The organism is Nonomuraea sp. NPDC049714 (assembly GCF_044465295.1).
Classification (GTDB): domain Bacteria; phylum Actinomycetota; class Actinomycetes; order Streptosporangiales; family Streptosporangiaceae; genus Nonomuraea.
The window spans coordinates 20,736-38,470 of record NZ_JBITLM010000021.1; the positions used below are offsets into that span (position 1 = coordinate 20,736).

Below are 17,735 nucleotides of genomic sequence, written 5' to 3' on the forward strand. Positions count from 1 at the left end.
TGCTGCGTCGAGCGGGCCTGAAGTGACCATCCCAGAAATCCCCTGCCCATAGGGGGTAAGGCAAAGCACTTCCCACGCACGAACCAGGTGTGCTACTACACATGGCGCGTGCATTTGTTGTGCGCCATCGGGAAGGAGGCGCTCTGCCTTGAACAACACCGAGCCGGAACCCGCTCTGAAAACGCCGAGAGCAGAATTCGGCGTTTATCTCCGCGAATACCGCATCGCGGCAGGGAGGCGACAGAAAGAAATCGCCGCGATGCTCGGCTGGTCGGTATCGAAGATCAGCATGGTCGAACGGGGACAGCGCGCGGCCGATGAAGACTTCGCTCGCGCCGCCGACACCGCGCTGGGGGCGGAGGGGGGTCTGCTGGCGCGCTGGCGCGAGACGGTCGAACACTCCTCGCGCTGGCCGGTCTGGCTGGCCCGGCTGGCGGAGATCGAGCAGGAGGCGGCCACGCTCCGCCTGTGGCAGCCGCTGATCGTGCCTGGCATGCTGCAAACCCCGGAGTACGCGCGAGCCATCTTCCGCGGCAAGCCCGCCACTACTCCTGAAGAGGTCGAACAGAATGTCGCGGCGCGCATGGAGCGCCAGCGTGTTCTTCAGCGCGACAACGGGCCGACGGTATGGGTAATACTGGACGAAGTGGTTCTGAATCGGCCCATCGGTAGCGAGGCGGTGATGGCTGAACAAATGGCGCACCTGGCCGTATTGGACGAGCATCCTCGCATCAACGTTCGCGTACTCCCACACAACTCCTGGCTGACCACCGGCCTGCAAGGAGCTTTCGTCCTCGCCGACGGGCCAGGGATGCCGGACATGGCTTACCTTGAGTCGATCACACTCAGCCAGATCACCGCCGACAGCGGGCGAGTCCGCGAGATCAAGTCAAGGTACGAGATGTTGCACAACGAGGCCCTGCCCCGACGGGCTTCACTCCAATTGATCGGGAAGATGGAAGAGCAATGGACGACGTGACCGAAGAACTGCTGCAGAGCGCCGCATGGCGCAAGGCGACCCGCTCCGGCGAGGCCGGCGACTGCATCGAAGTGGCTCCCCTGGGCGACGGCCAAGTGGGCCTGCGCGACTCGGACCATCCTGAGAAAGCCCCCTATGTCTTCTCACCGTCGGTCTGGGCGGCGTTCATCGATGGTGCCAAGAAAGGTGAGTTCGACTTCTGAACCCCTTCGGTACCGAACCAGAGCAAAGGTCCTTGGCCTGGTCGAGTGGTCCTGGGTGCCCTGGTCTTCATGTGCGCGGAGAATATCGGCCGTTGACAGCGGGCTATGGGCCTGATATGCGTACTCCAATCGGCTGATCATCTACTGGGCCGTGTTTAATAAGGCTCGGAGCCACTTGTTGATCGCGGCGATGGTGAGTGTGCCCTCGAAACGGACGGCGATCTTGTCGTAGCGGGTGGCCATGGCACGGTTTTGTTTGAGCTGGTTGATGCCGCATTCCACGGCGTGGGGCCAGCGGTAGAGGATGGGGTCGAAGGTGGGAGATCGCCCGCCCTCGGATCCCTTGGCGCGCCGACTGGCGTCCTGGTCGGCCTTATTCGGGATGCCGCCTTGATTCCACGCCGGCGCAGATGGCTGCGGTTGCCGTGGAGCTAGAGCAGTTCTTCCGGCTGGACCGCAGTGCACTGGATGCGCTGGCGTCCAAACGGCGTCCGGCCACGAAGCTCGGCTGGGCCGTGCAGTGGGGCACGGTGCGGATGCTCGGCACGTTCTGGCTGATGTTCCGCTTAACCGCTCCCCGGAGGCCAAATCGTCACAATTAGGTACCCGCCACATGAACACCTTATTGATCGCTATAACAGGCGCCTGTAGAGCGATGAATGTGCGTCAGAAGTGTTCAAGTGCCGCGAAGCGGTTGCGGAAGGGGAGTGATCCGTGTTGAGTTGTCCCGGCAATGTGGGGCAAACGGGCAAGCCAATGGAGGTGTTATTTGTCATGTCTCCTATGGGCGAGCGCCACAGATGCTGGATCAGCACATGTTAAGAAGGGAGGAATGTGAAGAAGCTATTCAAGCGCCTGGCCATCTCTGCAGCCACAGTCGGAGTACTGGCATCCGGAATGGTCGTTTTGAGCACTTCGCAGGCAATGGCAGCGGCACCGTGCGGCCTTAGCCACCAGATGGGTGAGGTGCCTCTTGGCCCTCTGAAGACCGTGTATTACACGATTCGTAATTGTCACTCCTTCGCGGTGAAGCGCAAGCTGGATTTGGCTGGAACCACTGACGAGCCGTGTCTAACGATCCGTGCTGGACAGAGCGCATCAAGGACGCGAGTCATCGCGGGCTGGGCGGCCGTTAGAGGGATGAAGGCCTGCTAAGCCTCGCACTAGGCCGTGTTCAAAGAGTCTTTGAGGGCTCGCGGCGTGGCGTTCCTCGATAGACGACGAGGTCTCCGGCAGTTGGTTCAACGACCAAGAAGAGCCAAGTACCGGAGACCTCGTGGCCAGCGTAACGGTGACGAGGCGACATGACCTGACCGATGCGCAGTGGGCAGCGCTGGAGCTGCTGTTACCCGCCGTCTCGGGCTGCGGTCATCCGCCGAAGTGGAGCAGGCGGCAGTTGATCGACGGGATCCGGTGGCGGATTCGGACCGGCGCGCCGTGGCGGGATGTCCCTGAGGGGTACGCGCCCTGGTCGACGGTGTGCGGCCGGTTCCGCCGCTGGCAGCGTGATGGCACCTGGGCCAAGATCTTGGCCGCGTTGCAGGCGCACGCGGACGCCGCCGGAAAGATCGGCTGGACGGTGAGCGTGGACTCCACTGTCAGCCGGGCCCATCAGCATGCCGCCAGGGCGCGCCGGGACGGTCACCTGCAGAAGGAACCGCCCGGCGGAGTGCAGAGCGAACCGGACGATCATGCGCTGGGCCGCTCACGCGGTGGGCTGACCACCAAGACCCACCTGGTTGGTGAGCAGGGCCGCTGTGGTCAGCGTCTTTTGATCCAGATCGGCTGGTTGCAGCCGCCGCTGGCGAAGCCGGTGCGGCACATTTTGAAGGCGTCGATGCGGCCGAGCCAGACGCGGTCCGTTTCGCATCCGGGTTGGGCGCCGTTGGAGTCGGTCGCGGTGTGGGTGAAGAGCATGGAGGTGGCGTACTCGACCTTGACTCCCACGTGATCGCTTCTCAGGTCGCAGACTTCGATGTGGCGGCGGTCGGCTGAGACGGTGACGGAGCCCCATCGTTGGTGGTCCTCCCAGCCGTTGGCCGTCTGCGCGTGCGCCGAGGGTATGAGGAGTAGGCCGAGGGCGGCGGTGCCGGCCAGGGTGATCCGATTGAGCATGGGCTGGTTTCCCGTTCCGGGTAGGAGATTGGAACGGAGCCACTGTGGATGGTCTGCCCAGGGGAAGTCGTGTAGGCGGAGGCCTTACGGACGTGGCTTGATCAACACTTGACGGGCGTTCAGCACGTGTCATTCCACGGAGAGCGCTCGACCGTAGCTCTTGGTAATGGTTCAATCCCTTAATGTGACTACCGGAGTGGTTGGCTCTACGTTGCAGCCTGCGCCGTGAGGGTTTTGGGTGGGTGTCCAGGCGGGCCTTGCCAGGTCGGCACGCAGGGGTTGGGCCGACCTTGTTGGCGTAGGGGTTCCGGATGAGCTGTGCCTGGGTGATCTATGTGCAGGCTCTGCTGTGGGAGCGTCTTGACCGGGCGCGCGTCGCACCTGCCCGAGGCTCCTCGGCCGTGGAGTGGGTGATCATCACCGCGATCATCGCGGGAGTCGCCCTCGGCCTGGTCACCTTGATCAAGACCCTGGTGGCGCAGCGCATGGGCGCCATCCAGGGCGACTGGTGAGGCCAGGGGTCAGAGTCTCCGCATGTCAGGCGGGGATCGGCGCGCGGGGGTCACAGCTTGCGGGCGCAGGTGACCGGTAGGTAGCCGCTTTTCGGGGTTCCGGTGCTGACGAGGTACCAGTCGTAATGCTCTGCGCCGCACTTGAAGTAAGGCTCCCCGCGTCCGACGGCGATGGTGCAACTCTGCAGGATGTCACCTTTCTTGACGCCGGTGACGATGGGAGCGTCGGCTCTGGCTTCGTCGCGGACTGCTGCCTTTTTGGCGGTTACTTCGATCGATATGTCACAGGTCGCTGCTGCGGGAAGCTCGTGTTGTCGGCTGTGGGCGGATGCGGGCAAGGCAAGGGCGACGGCTAGGACGGCGGGGGTCTGCACGACAACCTGGAAACGACGCACTGATGATCCTCTCTCTCGGAAAGTAATCGTCTTATCACTAAGAGTGTTCTTCGGGAGTGATGTGCGTCGATAGGTGAGTCACGCTGGTGAAGAACTTGTGCACGAACGCGGACGGCTTGATCAATTCATGATGATCGGGTCGCTCAACTCGGGCGTGGCCGCCTTGACGACCCGCCTCTCAGGGGTCTTCTCTTCGCCGTCCGAGTAGCCTGCCTTGACATCAGGCGCCTAAATGATCTTCGATCGGTCGCGTACGTGCCCAGTCCGTACCCAAGAGCAACCAGCGAGCGACCACGCGAGATCATCTTCTCGGCGAAACGCCCCGGAGAATCGAGAACTCGCAGGTCAAATAGGGTAAGAGATGGTAGGGCGCCCGGGGCTCGAACCCGGAACCTACGGATTAAAAGTCCGCAGCTCTGCCAATTGAGCTAACGCCCCTCGCAACAAGCAAGCGTACAGAGATTACCGCCCCGCCCGCGACACCCTTCCCACCCGCCCCATCACCGATATGCGGCCAGTCCGGTCAGTGCCTCGCCCAGCACCAGCGTGTGGATCTCCTGTGTGCCTTCGTACGTCAGCACAGACTCCAGGTTGTTCATGTGCCTGATCACAGGATACTCCAGCGTGATCCCGTTGCCTCCGAGTATGGACCGGGCTTGTCGCGCGATGTCGAGCGCCGCCCGTACGTTGGCCAGCTTGCCGAAGCTGATCTGGCGGGGTTCGAGCTCCCCGGCGTCCTTCAGCGCCCCCAGGTGCAGCGCGGTGAGCCCCGCCTGGGCGGTCCCCACGTACATCCAGGCCAGTTTCTCCTGGGTGAGCTGGAAGGCGCCGATCGGCTTGCCGAACTGCACGCGTGTCTGGGCGTACTCCACCGCTGCCTCCAGGCAGGCCCGGGCGGCGCCCACCACTCCCCAGAGGATGCCGAACCGGGCCTCGGACAGGCACGACAGCGGGCCCTTCAGCCCGCGTACGCCGGGGAGGGCGGCGGATTCGGGCAGGCGGAGGTCGTCGAAGTACAGGGAGGAGGTGACCGATGCCCTAAGGGACATCTTCTTGTGGATCTCAGGGGCGGAGAAGCCGGGGGTGTCCGTGGGCACCACGAAGCCGCGGATGCCGTCGTCCGTCTGGGCCCACACCACGGCCACGTCGGCGATGGATCCGTTCGTGATCCACATCTTGGAGCCGTTCAGCACCCAGTCGGAGCCGTCGCGTTTGGCGTACGTGCGCATGTTGGCGGGGTCGGAGCCGTGGTCGGGCTCGGTCAGCCCGAAGCAGCCGATCGCCTCGCCGGCCGCCATCGGGGGGAGCCACTGCTGTTTCTGCTCGTCGGAGCCATAACGCCAGATGGGGAACATCGCCAGCGAGCCCTGTACGGACACGAACGAGCGCAGGCCCGAGTCGCCGGCCTCCAGCTCGCGGCAGGCCACGCCGTACGAGGTCGCGTCCGTGCCGGCGCAGCCGAAGCCTTCGAGGTGCATGCCGAGCAGGCCGAGCGCGCCGAGCTGCGGCGCGAGCTCGCGCGCGGGGAAGGTGCCCTCCTCGAACCAGTCGCCGACGTGCGGTAGGACGCGATCGGCGACGAAGGATCTGACGGTGTCGCGGATCAGCCGCTGGTCGCCGTTGAGCCGCTCGTCCAGGCGCAGCAGATCGTCCATGACGGTCCTCTCCTCGCTTAGGGCGCTACCAGGGTTCTACCAGGGGTAATCCTGATGTGCGAATGCCGGGGCGGAGGGCAGTGTTGAGGCATGAACGAATTCAACAGTAAGCAGCTGCGTCGGACTCGTAAGGGCAGGATCATCGCGGGCGTGTGCTCGGGGGTGGGGGAGTACGTCGGGATCGACGCGAACCTCATCCGCATCGGGCTGGCGGTCATGACGCTGTTCGGCGGCCTCGGGATCGGCGTGTACGCGATCGGCTGGCTGCTGATGCCCGAGGAGGGCAAGGAGACCTCGATCGTTCAGGACCTGATCGAGAAGCAGCAGCAGAAGAGCCACGGCAGTAGCAGCCCCTGGGGCGGTGACGAGCACAAGCCGCAGCAGTGATCAGGCGGCGGCCCGGGGACGCATCCGGGAAGGGGTGTCGCCGCGGGGCTCGGTCCACATCAGGGCCAGCACGGCCGCGGCTGTGAGGCCGGCTACGCCGGCCAGCGCGACCACCGGCTCAGGACCGAGCCGTTCCGCGGCGTACCCGCCCGCCAGGATGCCGATGCCCTGCACCGCCATCAGCCCTGACTGCACCAGGCCGAAGGCCTGGCCCCGCTGCTCGCTGGGGACGCGCTGGACGAACGCCGCGTTCGCGGCGAGCTGATAGGCGCCGCCGACGCCCGACAGGACCCAGGCCGCCAGCACCACCTCCAGCGGCGGCCGCATCGCCGTCACGATCAGTGGAGCGCAGCTCAGCATGGCCATCCAGCCCATCAGCCGCAGCCTCCCCGGCGGCGAGACGAACCTGCTGAACAGGAACGCCCCCAGCACCGTCCCCGTCGGCATCGCCGCCATCAGCAGCCCGGTGATCACCGGGATCGGCAGCACCCCGGTGTAGAGCTCGACGGCGTACGGGACCGCGATGCCCTCCGGCAGGATGTAGAAGCCGCACAGCCAGGCGAAGAGCACGAGCGTGCGCAGCTTCTTGTCGCCGAAGACCAGACGGGCCCCGGCCGTGGTCATCGTCCACATGGACGGCTTGTCGCCGTCCTGACCGGCCGCGGGGCGCCGGCGTACGCCCGCGAGGAGGATCAGCGCCGACCCCACGAACGTGGCCGCGTCGAGCGCCAGCGCGCGGTAGGGGCCCATGGTGGCGATCACGGCGCCGCCTGCGGCGAACCCCATCATCTGTACGGCCTGGTTCGTCATGTTCTGCAACGCCGAGCCGACGACGTAGCGGTCACCTTCGAGCACTTCCGGCAGCAGCGCCGCCCGTGCGGCCGAGAACGGGGCGCTGAGCAGCACCACGAGGAAGACCAGCCCGCACAGCACCGGGAACGGGATGAACGGCAGCGCCATGATGCCGACCAGCGCCGCGCGGATCAGGTCGCACGCCACCATCACGCCCCGGCGCGCGAACCTGTCGGCCAGTCCCGCCAGCAGCGGGCCGCCCGCGATCGACGGCAGGTAGGTCAGCGCGTAGACGGCGGCCGTGGCGAGCGGGGAACGCGTGCGCTCGTAGACGAGCACGGCCAGCGCGACCTGGGCGAGCTGGTCACCGAGGAGAGACAGGCCCTGGCCGTACCAGAGCGCCCTGAACTCCTTGACGGCGATGACCTCGCCGTAGGTTACTTGGCGCTCCCTGGCACGGCGATGCCGCCCCGACAGCCGTCGCGTCCGCATGGCCCCCATTGGACTCCGCTGTGCCTGACTCAGAGTGTTCGGTATATCACCTAAGGTGCCCGATCACTCGGCAAGGCGCAACTCAAAGACGCGTTCCGAATGCAAAGGGTTACCAGCCCAGCTCATGCAGCCTGGCGTCGTCGATGCCGAAGTGGTGACCTACCTCGTGAACCACCGTGATCCGCACCTCGTCCACCACATGCTCTTCCGTGCTGCACATCCGACAGATCGGATTGCGGTAGATCTCGATGCGGTCGGGCAATACTCCGGAGTACCAGTCGCCGCGCTCGGTGAGGGGAATGCCCGTGTACAGGCCCAGCAAGTTGGGTTCAGGGGGATCGTCGACGACCGTGACGACGATGTTGCTCATCACACGAGCCAACTCCGCAGGGATCGTGTCCAGCGCTTCGGACACCAACTCCTCGAACCTCTCCCGCGAAACGTCGATCACAGTTGCCATTCTGCCTCGCCGGTCGGGTAAGCAAGAAACCGTATGAACTTCCTGAACAGGTTGAAGGCTGTCATCCGGTCGCCCGCGTCCAAGGCCGCGGCGGTGCTCGTCGTCGCCGCGATCGGCGCGTGGCTCGGCATTTTCCTCAGCGGCACCGTACAAGCGGAGGTCGGGCCGGTCGAGACCGGCATGTCCCTGCGCCCGGCCCTGGCGGGCGAGACGGTCGTGGACGCGAGCCCGCTCGGCACGCTCACCTTCGACACCCACGACGCCCCCCTCCGTCTGCGCATCACCCTGGAGAACATCGACCAGGAGCGCGCCAGGGCGTTCCTGGAGGACCCGCGCCTGACCGAGCGGCTGCCGGAGCTCATCGAGAGCGACCTGATCGACGGCGTGCGACTGCTGGCCATCCGCTCGCTGCTGTGCGCGGGCGCGGGGGCGCTGATCGCGGTCCTGATGGTCTTCAGGCGGCCCAAGGTGGCGCTGCTGGGCCTGCTGGCGGCCTCTGTCGCGCTCGCCGGCACCGGGGTGTTCGCGGCCAAGTCCTTCCGCCCCGACTCGCTCATCGAGCCGCGCTACTCGGGCCTGGTGGCCGCCGCGCCCTCCCTGGTGGGCAGCGCCGAGTCGATCGTCACCAAGTTCGAGTCGTACCGGTCACAGCTCACCAAACTCGTGACGAACGTCTCCAAGCTGTACGACACGGTCTCGACACTCCCGGTGTACGACGCCGATCCCCGGTCGATCCGTGTCCTGCATGTCTCCGACATCCACATCAACCCGATCGCCTGGAACGTGATCCGCTCCCTCAAGGATCAGTTCAGCGTCGACCTGATCGTGGACACGGGCGACATCTCCGACCATGGCACCAAGCCTGAGAACAAGTTCGTCGAGGAGATCGGCACCCTCGGCGTCCCGTACGTCTTCGTCCGCGGCAACCACGACTCCAAGACCACGGAGAAGGCCGTCGCCAAGCAGAAGAACGCCGTCGTCCTGGACGACCAGCAGAAGACCGTCGAGGGCCTGAAGATCTACGGCCTCGGTGACCCCCGCTTCACCCCGGACAAGACCACCGCGAGCAACCCAGATCCGGCCAGCCTCGAACAATTCGGACGTACGTACCGCCCGAAGGTCAAGGACGCCGACCTGGTCGCCGTGCACGACGGCATCGTCGGCCGCGGCTTCTCCGGCTCCACCCCCATGGTCCTCGCAGGCCACGCCCACGCCCGCTCCACCACCATGCTCCCCACGGGCACCCGCATCCTCGTCCAGGGCTCGACGGGTGGCGCCGGCCTGCGCGCCCTCGAACACGAGGAACCCACCCCCGTCCAGGCCTCGGTCTTGTACTTCGACAGGGAGACCAAACGCCTGCAAGCCTGGGACGACATCACCCTGGGAGGACTCGGCGAACAATCGGTCTACATCCAGCGTCACGTGGAACCCGAGCCGAGTCGTATGATTTCTCCAGAGCAACTGAGCGCCCCGACCCCATCGGGGACGATCAGCGGCACCCCATCGCCACCCGCCGGTTAACCACTTTGGCATCAGGGCCGATCATCCCCTATGCTTCAGAGGTCTCCCGACGGAAGGCGACGGGAATTCCTAAGCCCCCATCGTCTAGCGGCCTAGGACACCGCCCTTTCAAGGCGGCGGCACGGGTTCGAATCCCGTTGGGGGCACTGCGAGCGCCTAGCGCACCCGCGAAACGGCTGGTCCAAGACCACCGAAGAGCTGGTAGGCTAAGCGAGCGCAAACAGAACGAAGCAAGGTCCTGTAGAGCAGTTTGGAGTGCTCGCCACCCTGTCAAGGTGGAGGTCGCGGGTTCAAGTCCCGTCAGGACCGCTCTAGGTCAGGTAGCTCAGTTGGTACGAGCGTCCGCCTGAAAAGCGGAAGGTCGGCGGTTCGACCCCGCCCCTGACCACAGTAGATGACCAGCCAAGATGCCCCGTAGCGATTATCGCTCCGGGGCGTTTTCGTGTCTGTGACAGCAACGTCGCGATGGAGCATAGGTTGGACTACGGCATGAGTCCCGCACATTTCGCCGTCGAGATGGAGGATGCCGAGAAGCTCCAGGCGCTCTTGGACGAAGGCGCGAGCGTTCATGAGGAGCACGACGGGCTCACGCTTCTTCACCACGCGATCGAGGCGGAATTGGATGGTCATGCACAAACTGGTGATCGACTCCATGTCGATATGACGGCGCTCCTTCTCGCCAATGGAGCAGATCCGCGACGGCGATCGGACGGCGGCGCAGGAGTCTCGGCGGAGCACTTCGCCTTCGTCAACCGTCACTGGTTGGCGACCCGGCTGATCGAAGCCTGGCTGCGGGATCACCCCGAGTAGCCGCTGACAGCAACATCGGTCACTGTGGCATCGACGCCCGGGCGCCGGACGATCTCCTCCAGAGGCAGCCGGTCAGCCCAACCAGCATTACGGCTTGGCATCAATTGTCACGCAGGCCACCTGGAGTGATTACTCAGAGCAAGATATTTCGGGCGCACTAAAACGCTCTGGCTGGCCCACCGTTTTCCCATGTCAACGGGGCTCCATATGCTTCCGAACGAACGTTTGAAAACTACGGTTCGTAGGCCTTGACCGAAAGCGCCGTCCTCTGGCTTGATCGGGGGCGGTTTTCTTTCACCTCTCACACGCGGAGTGCATGTGCGCCCCCTGCCAATCGTTACGCTGGCCCTCGCCGCTGCGCTCGCCCTTGTCCCGGCCGCCCCGGCGACGGCCGCCGACACCACCGCCTCCCTCGGCTCCCTCGGCCGCGGCGGTGACATCGTCACGGGCGGCGGCAAGGTCTTCGTAGCCGCCGACAATCGCATCGTCGCCACCGACGCCACCGGTACGGTCATTGGCACCGTCACTGGCCTCTCGGGCGCGGTCGGCCTAGCCTTGACGCCCGACGGCTCCCGCCTGTACGCCGCCCTGACCGACTCGAACCAGATCGCCGAGATCGACCCCGCGGCCCTTACCGTCACGCGCCGCATCGACCTGGTCTCCTACACCTGCCCGGAACACCTGGCCCTGTCCGGCGACCAGCTGTACGTGGGACACGGCTGCCATACCTCCTGGGGCGGCGGCGTCATCAGCCTTGACCTGACGGCGGCCAGCCCGCAGCTGGTCAGGGTTGCCACGAACATCAGCGGCGCGCCCCTGGTGGCCGTCGCGGACGGCACGTTGGTCGCGGGCAGTACTCAGATCAGCCCCGCCGACTTACTGGTCTATGACGTGAGCGGCACGCCTACCCTGCGCGGGACCATCGACGCCAACGGCTCCTACCTGCGTGACCTGGCCCTCACCCCGGACGGCTCCTCGGCGATCACGGCCTACGAGGCCCCGTGGATCTTCAACGCCTGGGACACCACCACCCTGGTCAAGACCAAAACGTACGGAACCGGCCCCACCGTCGAAGGCATTCCCGCCGCCCTGGCCGTCAGCCCCGACGGTACCCAGGTAGCCGCCTCAATGGACTCCTCCCTTCGCTGGCCGCAGACGGGACCCGACATCACGCTGTTCAACAAGGAGACCGAGGCCAGGGGCGGGACCTATGACAATCTCGTCGACGCGATCATCCCGCAGGGGCTCGCCTTCTCCGGTTCCGACCTGTTCGCCGTGCTCAAGCGGGGCTACCTCTGGCGGATCCAAGGCGCGCTCCTGCCCGCCTCAACGCTCACCGTGACCGCCCCCGCCACCGGCACCGCGCTCGAACCTCTCACTATCACCGGCCGCCTCACCCTGTCTGAGGACATCGCACCCGGCGCTCGGCCCCTCGAGATCACCCGTCGCCACCCGGACGGCACCACTACGTCGCTCGCCGAGGTGACCACCGCTGACGACGGCACCTTCGCCTTCACCGACACACCCCTCGTGGGCGGGAGCGTCTCCTACGACGTGCTCTGGGACGGCAACTCCGCCTTCCGTTGGAGTACGGTCACCACCACCGTCCAGGTCGCCAAGCACTCTGCCTCGCTGACCCTCACTGGCCCTGCCACCGGCGTGACTGGCAAAAAGTTGCAGTTCACCGGCACGCTGAACGCCGCAGGCAAGCCCATCCCGCCCGGCACCACCATTTCAGTCACCCATACGGTCACCAGCCGGGACGGCACAGTCACCACCGATCTTCCGTCCATCTCACCCGCCGCTGACGGTTCCTTCACCCTCACCGACACCCCTGCCGACGGCGGCACCCACGCCTACACCGTACGCATCACCAACAGCCCCACGTTCGAACCGACCGAGGCCTCCCATATCATCACCGTCCGAGGCCCCCTCAGCTGATAGCCGAATAGGGCGAACGATGGCAGCCTTCTGACCACGGCACCAGGTGGCTGAGCAGGGTGATCGCTCCGCCTGCATCACCTGCCACTAACTGTCACAGCAGTTCAGAGGCCCGCGAGGGGGCCTCTGAACTCCGGCCCATGCAGCGGGATGCCTGCCCTGAGCAGGCGTGTGTCGCCGCTCACGGGTATACGCACGATGAACCTTGACGTGTTCTCGCAGATCGACGTGAAGATCACGGTATGTTCCGGTCCCGGGAGTCTCTCAAATCTGTCGGTCCTGAGGTTTACCGTCGGTCCTCCTGTGGGCGTGCACTCGGCGGGAGGACGACCGGTGGCAGAGGTGCTGCGGAGGATCAACTATGAGGACGACGTCGAGTACGGACAGTTCTATGTGGGGGGCTTCGGGCCTGATCTGGACGGTTCCGCGATTTCTCACCCGCACCTGAGGGTGTCGAATCACCTGGGCATCGAATGCGACATCACTCACGGTAGAGCTAATGTACGTGTGGAGGTCTGGGACGCCGAGCCTGCGGCGGCTGCCGCTCCTTGGGTGCTGACCTGGGAGATCGCCTACCTCGCCGGTTCGGGAATCGTCGGTGTGCGAGGCGAGGCGTGGCCTGGCCTGTTGCTGCTGGGGCCGTCGTACTTTCTGTACGGTCTGCGCGCCTACCGGGTCCCATCGGTCTGGGGCAGAGGCCACGAGTTCTATGAGGATCCGCGGACCGAGCATGTGCTGCTGCGGTTCTGGCCGATCCGGGACGCCTTCGACCCCGTCCTGCATGCCCGGCCGGAGAGGACGACGACGGAGCCCCGGCCGTCCGCGTAGTTCCCGCCACAGACTGGCCGGCCCTGCGGGGTCAGCCCGACCTGCCAGAGCCCGACGCGGCCGGCGCTCCCGGCAACGAAGACGGGGAGGACGCCGACCTCAGGAGGACCCATGCTCGGATCGCGAGGCAGCTCAATCCCGACGCTGCACCCACTTTCACGATCCTCAGGCGGCACGCGGAAGATCCTCAGAGCCCCTTGAGTGTCGACACCGGCGCGACCTGCCGGGTCCGGCTCTGGCGGCCGGTGGGGGAGGGCGAGCCCGGTGTCCTCGGCGTCGGCCGGCGGATCGAGAGTGAGGACTGCTCTCGCGATGAGGTGCTGGTCTCCGCGATCGTGACCGTGCTCGACGAGGACGGCGAACTGCTGACGGTCCGCGACGCGACCGAGGCCGAGGCCGCACGTGTGCTGGCCGTGGAGCGGGCCTGGTAGTGACGGCTGGTGAGCCATGCCTCGGACCATACCCGCAGGTTTCTCATCAGCAGGGGCAAGAGCGGGGTTCGTAGGTGGCCGGGAGGCGGATCTTCCTGTCGCCGTCATCCCAAGGCAAGCCGAGCAGACCAGGGCCAACTCCCCGGAGGGTGGGACAACGGGAAGATGCCTCGTCCTGGCCGTCGTCGCCGGTCGCATCGAACAGTTGCTGCCAGCGCTACCTCATGGATCAGATAATCTGATTTTATGAAGGTGATGACTGCCACTGAAGCGTCTCGAAGCTTTGCGACGGTTCTCGATGAGGCCGAGCATGGGGAAACGATCGTGGTGACTCGCGGTGGGAAGCGGATCGCTGTGATCGGTCCCGCGCCGACAGCGCCGGGACGTATGGTCAAGGCGTTTCTGGCAAGCAGGGCGGGGACGTTGGACGCCGATTTCGAAGCTGACGTAGCGGCGGCCCGCGAGACGATCGACAACGAGATGAGGGGCACGTGGCCCGACGCCTGATCCTTGACACCGGTGTGCTCATCGCCGCCGAGCGAGGCAAGGCATCCGTGGACGCGGTGATAGGAGACGCCGATGATGTGGCGATCTCGGCGATCACTGTGGCTGAGTTGCTCGTCGGCGTGGAACTGGCCGATGCGGCACGACGGCCCGATCGGCAGTCCTTTGTGGACGAAGTTCTCGCGTTGATCCCTGTCGAGGAGTACACGACGGACGTCGCCAGAGTTCACGCCCGTCTTATGGCGCATGTCCGGCGAGAGGGCAAGTCGCGAGGCGCGTACGATCTCCTGATCGCAGCTACGGCCGCGGCCACCGCGAGAACGGTGCTGACGATGGATGCGTCCGCCGCATTCGACGATCTCCCTGGCGTGCGCGCTCAGGTTGTTCCTCGCTGAATGCCGACGGCTACCCTGACGGCAACGTCCATCACCGTGGCCATACGCGAGGCACAGTTGGCGGCCTGATATCCAGGCCGCTGTAGTTCAGTAGGGCGGCCGCCACGCCTGAAAGGAGTGGGTGAGGGTGAATCTGGCGGGGATGAGTGAGCGTGAGTACTTCGCTCTTGTGGCCAAGCGGCTGGGGATGTACGTGAGGGGCTCTACGCTCGCCGGTGTTGAAGGTTTCTTGGACGGCTACGACGAGCATGCGAAGCGCCATGGCGGGCCAGGTCTGCCAGGGTGGCGAGAATGGCTGGCGGCTCGGCTGGGCTGGGGCGACAACCTTGTCTGGCATTGGTTGGTGCGTCATATCGCTCTGCCCGCCGGCTGGGACGAGCGGGAACTGTCGCCAGAGGACGAGTCTCGGGTGATCGGGGTTCTCTTCGAGCTGCTCGATGAGTTTCTCGCTGAGCGTGAACGGTTGGAAGCCCAGCCGCGATAGGGCGGCATCCGCCTTCACACAGGTTCCCACCGAGAGGCACGCGGGTGTGTCCGGACCAGGCCGAGCTCGGCTGTCTTTCGGATCCCGTACGGTCTAGAGCACCTTCCGGGCGCCCGGCAGGGCTCGTACCAGGTACGCCGTTGCCCAGCACAGCGGCAGGGCGAGGGCGGTGAGCAGGGCGAACTTCGCGGCTGCGGGCGCCTGCACGTCGCGGAGGGCGTGGCCCAGGGCGACCAGGACGACCGGGTGGGTGAGGTAGACGGTGAAGGCGTGTGTCGACAGGAACCGGCGGAGGCGGCCCTGGTGGCCGAGGCGTTCCCGGAACAGCACCAGCAGCCCGAGGGTGATGCCGACGGCGAGTGCCGACTCGCAGATTGCCGTCAGCAGGGACGGCAGGGTTCCGTGGCCCAGGAAGGCCTCTTCGGCGGAGATCGCGACGACGAGGAGCGCGACCGCCGCGACGGCCGCGGTGGCGAACCCGGCCCGGCCGGCCGTTCTGGAGAGGGCTGCCGGCCAGCCGCGCCGGGCCGCGATCAGCCCGACGGTGAACAGCGCCGCGTACTGCGGCAGGTAGGCGGGTGACGGCAACCCCAGGATCGACACACCCATCGGCACCACGATGCGCCACAGGTAGGTCACCAGGGCCAGGGCGATGGTGAAGCCGGCGATCGCGACGGCGCCGGGCGGGCGGCCCGTGGCCGGAGTCGGTGCGGATGCGCGCGGGTCCTTGACGGTCAGCCGCCGCCAGAGTACGTAGAGCGCGCTGAACACCAGCAGCACCTCGACGAACCACATGGGCCCGGGTGATAACGACTGCAGGTAGTAGTGCCAGTAGGGCACCTGCTGGGCGGCGGCGTACTCGCCTACGGTCGCCAGAGGGCGGACCGCCAGCAGCCAGAGCAGCAGCGGGACTCCCAGGCGCAGCAGTCGCTCCCTGATGAAGTGCCCGGTTCCCTTGCGGTCGTAGGAGCCAGGTACGAAGAGTCCTGAGATGAGGAAGAAGGCGCCCATGAAGAACGCCTGATTCAACAGGATCATGACGTCCAGGAGCGTTCCTGTGGGGTCGGCCGGCGGTTCCGTGTAGTACCAGCGCGGGACGTTGCTGTAGCCGATCGCGGAATGATGGATCACCACGAGTGCCATCAGGGCGGTTCGCAGGTTGTCGACGTAGAGGAGCCGAGGGGCGGTGCTGGGCGGCGCGGCCGGCCGGCTGACGGACTGTGTCATCGGTTCGCCCTTACTTCAGGTTGGGTTCAATCTGTTCTATTAGTTGTATATCAGGTAGAGTGATGGCGTGCAGCTGACCCTTGATCTCGACAGTGAGGTCCCGATCTACCAGCAGATCCGGGACCGGATCGTGGAGGCGATCGCCAGCCGGCAGGCGCGCGAAGGCGACCCGCTACCCTCCACGCGGCAGCTCGCCGCGGACTTCGGCATCAACTTCCATACCGTGAACAAGGCCTACGACCTGCTGCGACAGCAGGGCGTCATCCGAATCAACCGCAAGAGCGGCGCGGTCGTCCGGCGTGATGCCGCCACCGGCCCGCCCGAGGAAACCTTCGTCGACGACTGGGAGGAACGCATGCGTGTGCTGCTGGCGGAAGCCACCGTTCAGGGCATGGACCGGCAGGATGCGTTGCGCCGGTGCGAGGCGCTGCTGATCGGTTTCGAGGAGAGCTCGTGATTCTGCTCCTGGGCGCCGGCCTGATCCTCATCGCGCTGGTCACGTCCCTGATGCTGGCGCTTCCGGCGCTGGCCAGGCCCACCCTGCCGTTCGGCGTGCGCGTGGGCATCGAGCGGGTGAGCGATCCGGCCGTCATCGCCGCGCGCCGGTTCTACGCCCGCCTGACCGTGGTGGCGGCCGCGCTCGCTGCGGTGGTCTCGATCCTGGTGCTGCTGGTGACGGGATCCGCCGCCGTGATCGGCGTCATCGCTTCGGTGGTCATGGTCGTGGACCTGCTGGTGTTCTACCGCGCTCATCGCATGGTCCGCGCCGCCAAGCTCACCGGGGGATGGACGGCCGAGCGGCGTCAGGGAGTCGCCGTGGACACCACCTTCCGCACCGACCCGGTTCGCGTGCCGTGGTCGTGGGGCCTGCCCGCGCTGGCCGTTCTCCTGCTCACCGCGGGGATCGGCTGGGCGCGGTACGGCTCGCTGCCGGGCACGCTGCCGCGGCTCTTCGCGGGCGGCACGGACGCCGCGCGGCGTGCGCCGACGACCGTGCTGAGCGCCTTCGAGCCGGTGATCTACCAGGCCGCCGTCACTCTGGTCGTCGTCGCCACGGTCCTGGTCGTGCTGCGCGCCCGCCCCGACCTCGACGCCGCCAGGCCCAAGGGGTCGGCCCGCCGTTACCGCGTCTACCTGCGCGGCGTCGCGGTGCTGTCGCTACTGTCCGCGGCCTGCCTGAACCTGAGCCTGCTTCTCGCGGCTCTGCAGCTGTGGGAGATGGTCACTCCCGCGATCGGCTGGCAGGTGGCCGTCTATGCCCCGCTCATCGTGCTGCTGGGCGGCTGGGTGATGTGGGAGATCAAGGTGGGTCAGGCCGGGCACCGGCTGCCCGCCCTGCCGGGTGAGGAGTTGGAGGACTCGGGGCTCGGCCAGCGCGACGACGACCGCCACTGGTTCCTGGCCGGCAGCGTCTACGTCAACCGCCGCGATCCGGCCCTGCTCGTGCACGACCGTCTCGGCTCCTCCTCGTGGACCCTCAACCTCGGCCATCCGATCGCCTGGCTGGTGCTCGGCGTCCTCGCCGTCGCCCTGATCGTGTTGGCGGGGCTGGCGCTGGCGGGCGTCGTCGATCTGCCCCAGAGGCACAGTCTCTTCTGATGACC

22 protein-coding genes and 4 tRNA genes are annotated in these 17,735 nt (G+C 66.1%); 19 read left to right on the top strand and 7 right to left on the bottom strand.

Going from position 1 to position 17,735, the window contains the following annotated elements:
- Nucleotides 1-148: 148 nt before the first annotated feature.
- Both ACIBQX_RS47680 and ACIBQX_RS47685 read left to right on the top strand, forming a co-directional pair.
- The gene (locus ACIBQX_RS47680; RefSeq protein WP_397016933.1) at nucleotides 149-979 is read left to right on the top strand and encodes a helix-turn-helix domain-containing protein; all 831 of its coding nucleotides are present in this window, start codon (nucleotides 149-151) and stop codon (nucleotides 977-979) included.
- Entirely contained in the window at nucleotides 967-1,182 is a 216-nt protein-coding gene (locus ACIBQX_RS47685; RefSeq protein WP_189136875.1) for a DUF397 domain-containing protein, read from the top strand. Before ACIBQX_RS47680 ends, ACIBQX_RS47685 begins: the two co-directional genes overlap by 13 nt.
- A 141-nt stretch (nucleotides 1,183-1,323) precedes the next feature.
- On the opposite strand, the gene ACIBQX_RS47690 is transcribed toward ACIBQX_RS47685, so the two are convergent.
- The gene (locus ACIBQX_RS47690; RefSeq protein WP_397016936.1) at nucleotides 1,324-1,464 is read right to left on the bottom strand and encodes a hypothetical protein; all 141 of its coding nucleotides are present in this window, start codon (nucleotides 1,462-1,464) and stop codon (nucleotides 1,324-1,326) included.
- Nucleotides 1,465-1,592: 128 nt separating this feature from the next.
- On the opposite strand from ACIBQX_RS47690, the gene ACIBQX_RS47695 reads away from it, so the two are divergent.
- From ACIBQX_RS47695 to ACIBQX_RS47705, 3 genes are all read left to right on the top strand, one after another.
- Nucleotides 1,593-1,784 carry a DUF4158 domain-containing protein gene (locus ACIBQX_RS47695; RefSeq protein WP_397016938.1) on the top strand — a complete coding sequence of 64 codons (192 nt, stop codon included), beginning with the start codon at nucleotides 1,593-1,595 and terminating at the stop codon, nucleotides 1,782-1,784.
- A gap of 674 nt (nucleotides 1,785-2,458) precedes the next feature.
- A complete protein-coding gene (locus tag ACIBQX_RS47700; protein ID WP_397016940.1) occupies nucleotides 2,459-3,133 on the top strand; it encodes an IS5 family transposase in 675 nt (224 codons plus the stop codon).
- A gap of 475 nt (nucleotides 3,134-3,608) precedes the next feature.
- Complete coding sequence (locus tag ACIBQX_RS47705) at nucleotides 3,609-3,809, top strand: hypothetical protein (protein ID WP_397016942.1); 201 nt, start codon at nucleotides 3,609-3,611, stop codon at nucleotides 3,807-3,809.
- A 50-nt stretch (nucleotides 3,810-3,859) separates the two neighbouring features.
- Here ACIBQX_RS47705 and ACIBQX_RS47710 read toward each other — a convergent pair whose 3' ends face one another.
- The 3 genes from ACIBQX_RS47710 to ACIBQX_RS47720 all read right to left on the bottom strand — a co-directional run bounded on the left by ACIBQX_RS47710 (nucleotide 3,860) and on the right by ACIBQX_RS47720 (nucleotide 5,859).
- Nucleotides 3,860-4,204, bottom strand: coding sequence for an SH3 domain-containing protein (locus ACIBQX_RS47710; protein ID WP_397016944.1), 345 nt, complete (start codon nucleotides 4,202-4,204; stop codon nucleotides 3,860-3,862).
- Nucleotides 4,205-4,566: 362 nt separating this feature from the next.
- Nucleotides 4,567-4,642 (bottom strand) — tRNA-Lys (locus ACIBQX_RS47715).
- Nucleotides 4,643-4,704: 62 nt separating this feature from the next.
- A complete protein-coding gene (locus ACIBQX_RS47720) occupies nucleotides 4,705-5,859 on the bottom strand; it encodes an acyl-CoA dehydrogenase family protein (protein ID WP_397016946.1) in 1,155 nt (384 codons plus the stop codon).
- Nucleotides 5,860-5,949: 90 nt separating this feature from the next.
- Between ACIBQX_RS47720 and ACIBQX_RS47725 the strand changes: the two genes are divergently transcribed.
- Complete coding sequence (locus tag ACIBQX_RS47725; RefSeq protein WP_397016948.1) at nucleotides 5,950-6,246, top strand: PspC domain-containing protein; 297 nt, start codon at nucleotides 5,950-5,952, stop codon at nucleotides 6,244-6,246.
- Here the strand turns inward: ACIBQX_RS47725 and ACIBQX_RS47730 are convergent, their stop codons facing one another.
- Both ACIBQX_RS47730 and ACIBQX_RS47735 read right to left on the bottom strand, forming a co-directional pair.
- A complete protein-coding gene (locus tag ACIBQX_RS47730; protein ID WP_397016950.1) occupies nucleotides 6,247-7,530 on the bottom strand; it encodes an MFS transporter in 1,284 nt (427 codons plus the stop codon).
- Nucleotides 7,531-7,639: 109 nt separating this feature from the next.
- Nucleotides 7,640-7,990, bottom strand: coding sequence for a metallopeptidase family protein (locus tag ACIBQX_RS47735; protein WP_397016952.1), 351 nt, complete (start codon nucleotides 7,988-7,990; stop codon nucleotides 7,640-7,642).
- 51 nt (nucleotides 7,991-8,041) lie between these two features.
- Between ACIBQX_RS47735 and ACIBQX_RS47740 the strand changes: the two genes are divergently transcribed.
- From ACIBQX_RS47740 to ACIBQX_RS47790, 11 genes are all read left to right on the top strand, one after another.
- On the top strand, nucleotides 8,042-9,511 hold the full coding sequence (locus tag ACIBQX_RS47740; RefSeq protein WP_397016954.1) for a metallophosphoesterase: 1,470 nt from the start codon (nucleotides 8,042-8,044) through the stop codon (nucleotides 9,509-9,511).
- Between the two features lie 73 nt (nucleotides 9,512-9,584).
- Nucleotides 9,585-9,657 (top strand) — tRNA-Glu (locus ACIBQX_RS47745).
- A gap of 88 nt (nucleotides 9,658-9,745) precedes the next feature.
- Nucleotides 9,746-9,820 (top strand) — tRNA-Asp (locus ACIBQX_RS47750).
- Nucleotides 9,821-9,825: 5 nt separating this feature from the next.
- Nucleotides 9,826-9,899: transfer RNA gene (locus tag ACIBQX_RS47755), tRNA-Phe, on the top strand.
- 89 nt (nucleotides 9,900-9,988) lie between these two features.
- Nucleotides 9,989-10,321: an ankyrin repeat domain-containing protein gene (locus ACIBQX_RS47760; RefSeq protein WP_397016956.1), complete on the top strand. Its 333-nt coding sequence runs from the start codon at nucleotides 9,989-9,991 to the stop codon at nucleotides 10,319-10,321.
- A 318-nt stretch (nucleotides 10,322-10,639) separates the two neighbouring features.
- Complete coding sequence (locus ACIBQX_RS47765) at nucleotides 10,640-12,262, top strand: hypothetical protein (RefSeq protein ID WP_397016958.1); 1,623 nt, start codon at nucleotides 10,640-10,642, stop codon at nucleotides 12,260-12,262.
- A 333-nt stretch (nucleotides 12,263-12,595) separates the two neighbouring features.
- The gene (locus ACIBQX_RS47770) at nucleotides 12,596-13,090 is read left to right on the top strand and encodes a hypothetical protein (protein ID WP_397016960.1); all 495 of its coding nucleotides are present in this window, start codon (nucleotides 12,596-12,598) and stop codon (nucleotides 13,088-13,090) included.
- A gap of 197 nt (nucleotides 13,091-13,287) precedes the next feature.
- Nucleotides 13,288-13,521: a hypothetical protein gene (locus ACIBQX_RS47775; protein ID WP_397016962.1), complete on the top strand. Its 234-nt coding sequence runs from the start codon at nucleotides 13,288-13,290 to the stop codon at nucleotides 13,519-13,521.
- Nucleotides 13,522-13,767: 246 nt separating this feature from the next.
- On the top strand, nucleotides 13,768-14,028 hold the full coding sequence (locus ACIBQX_RS47780) for a type II toxin-antitoxin system Phd/YefM family antitoxin (RefSeq protein WP_397016964.1): 261 nt from the start codon (nucleotides 13,768-13,770) through the stop codon (nucleotides 14,026-14,028).
- On the top strand, nucleotides 14,013-14,420 hold the full coding sequence (locus ACIBQX_RS47785) for a PIN domain-containing protein (protein WP_397016966.1): 408 nt from the start codon (nucleotides 14,013-14,015) through the stop codon (nucleotides 14,418-14,420). The genes ACIBQX_RS47780 and ACIBQX_RS47785 overlap by 16 nt, the downstream gene beginning before the upstream one ends.
- A 142-nt stretch (nucleotides 14,421-14,562) precedes the next feature.
- Nucleotides 14,563-14,904, top strand: a complete 342-nt coding sequence (locus tag ACIBQX_RS47790; RefSeq protein WP_397016968.1) for a hypothetical protein — start codon at nucleotides 14,563-14,565, stop codon at nucleotides 14,902-14,904.
- A 93-nt stretch (nucleotides 14,905-14,997) separates the two neighbouring features.
- Here ACIBQX_RS47790 and ACIBQX_RS47795 read toward each other — a convergent pair whose 3' ends face one another.
- Nucleotides 14,998-16,131, bottom strand: a complete 1,134-nt coding sequence (locus ACIBQX_RS47795; RefSeq protein WP_397016970.1) for an acyltransferase — start codon at nucleotides 16,129-16,131, stop codon at nucleotides 14,998-15,000.
- A gap of 67 nt (nucleotides 16,132-16,198) precedes the next feature.
- On the opposite strand from ACIBQX_RS47795, the gene ACIBQX_RS47800 reads away from it, so the two are divergent.
- Nucleotides 16,199-16,588 carry a GntR family transcriptional regulator gene (locus ACIBQX_RS47800; protein WP_397016972.1) on the top strand — a complete coding sequence of 130 codons (390 nt, stop codon included), beginning with the start codon at nucleotides 16,199-16,201 and terminating at the stop codon, nucleotides 16,586-16,588.
- Entirely contained in the window at nucleotides 16,585-17,730 is a 1,146-nt protein-coding gene (locus ACIBQX_RS47805; protein ID WP_397016974.1) for a DUF1648 domain-containing protein, read from the top strand. The genes ACIBQX_RS47800 and ACIBQX_RS47805 overlap by 4 nt, the downstream gene beginning before the upstream one ends.
- The last annotated feature ends 5 nt before the right edge of the window (nucleotides 17,731-17,735 follow it).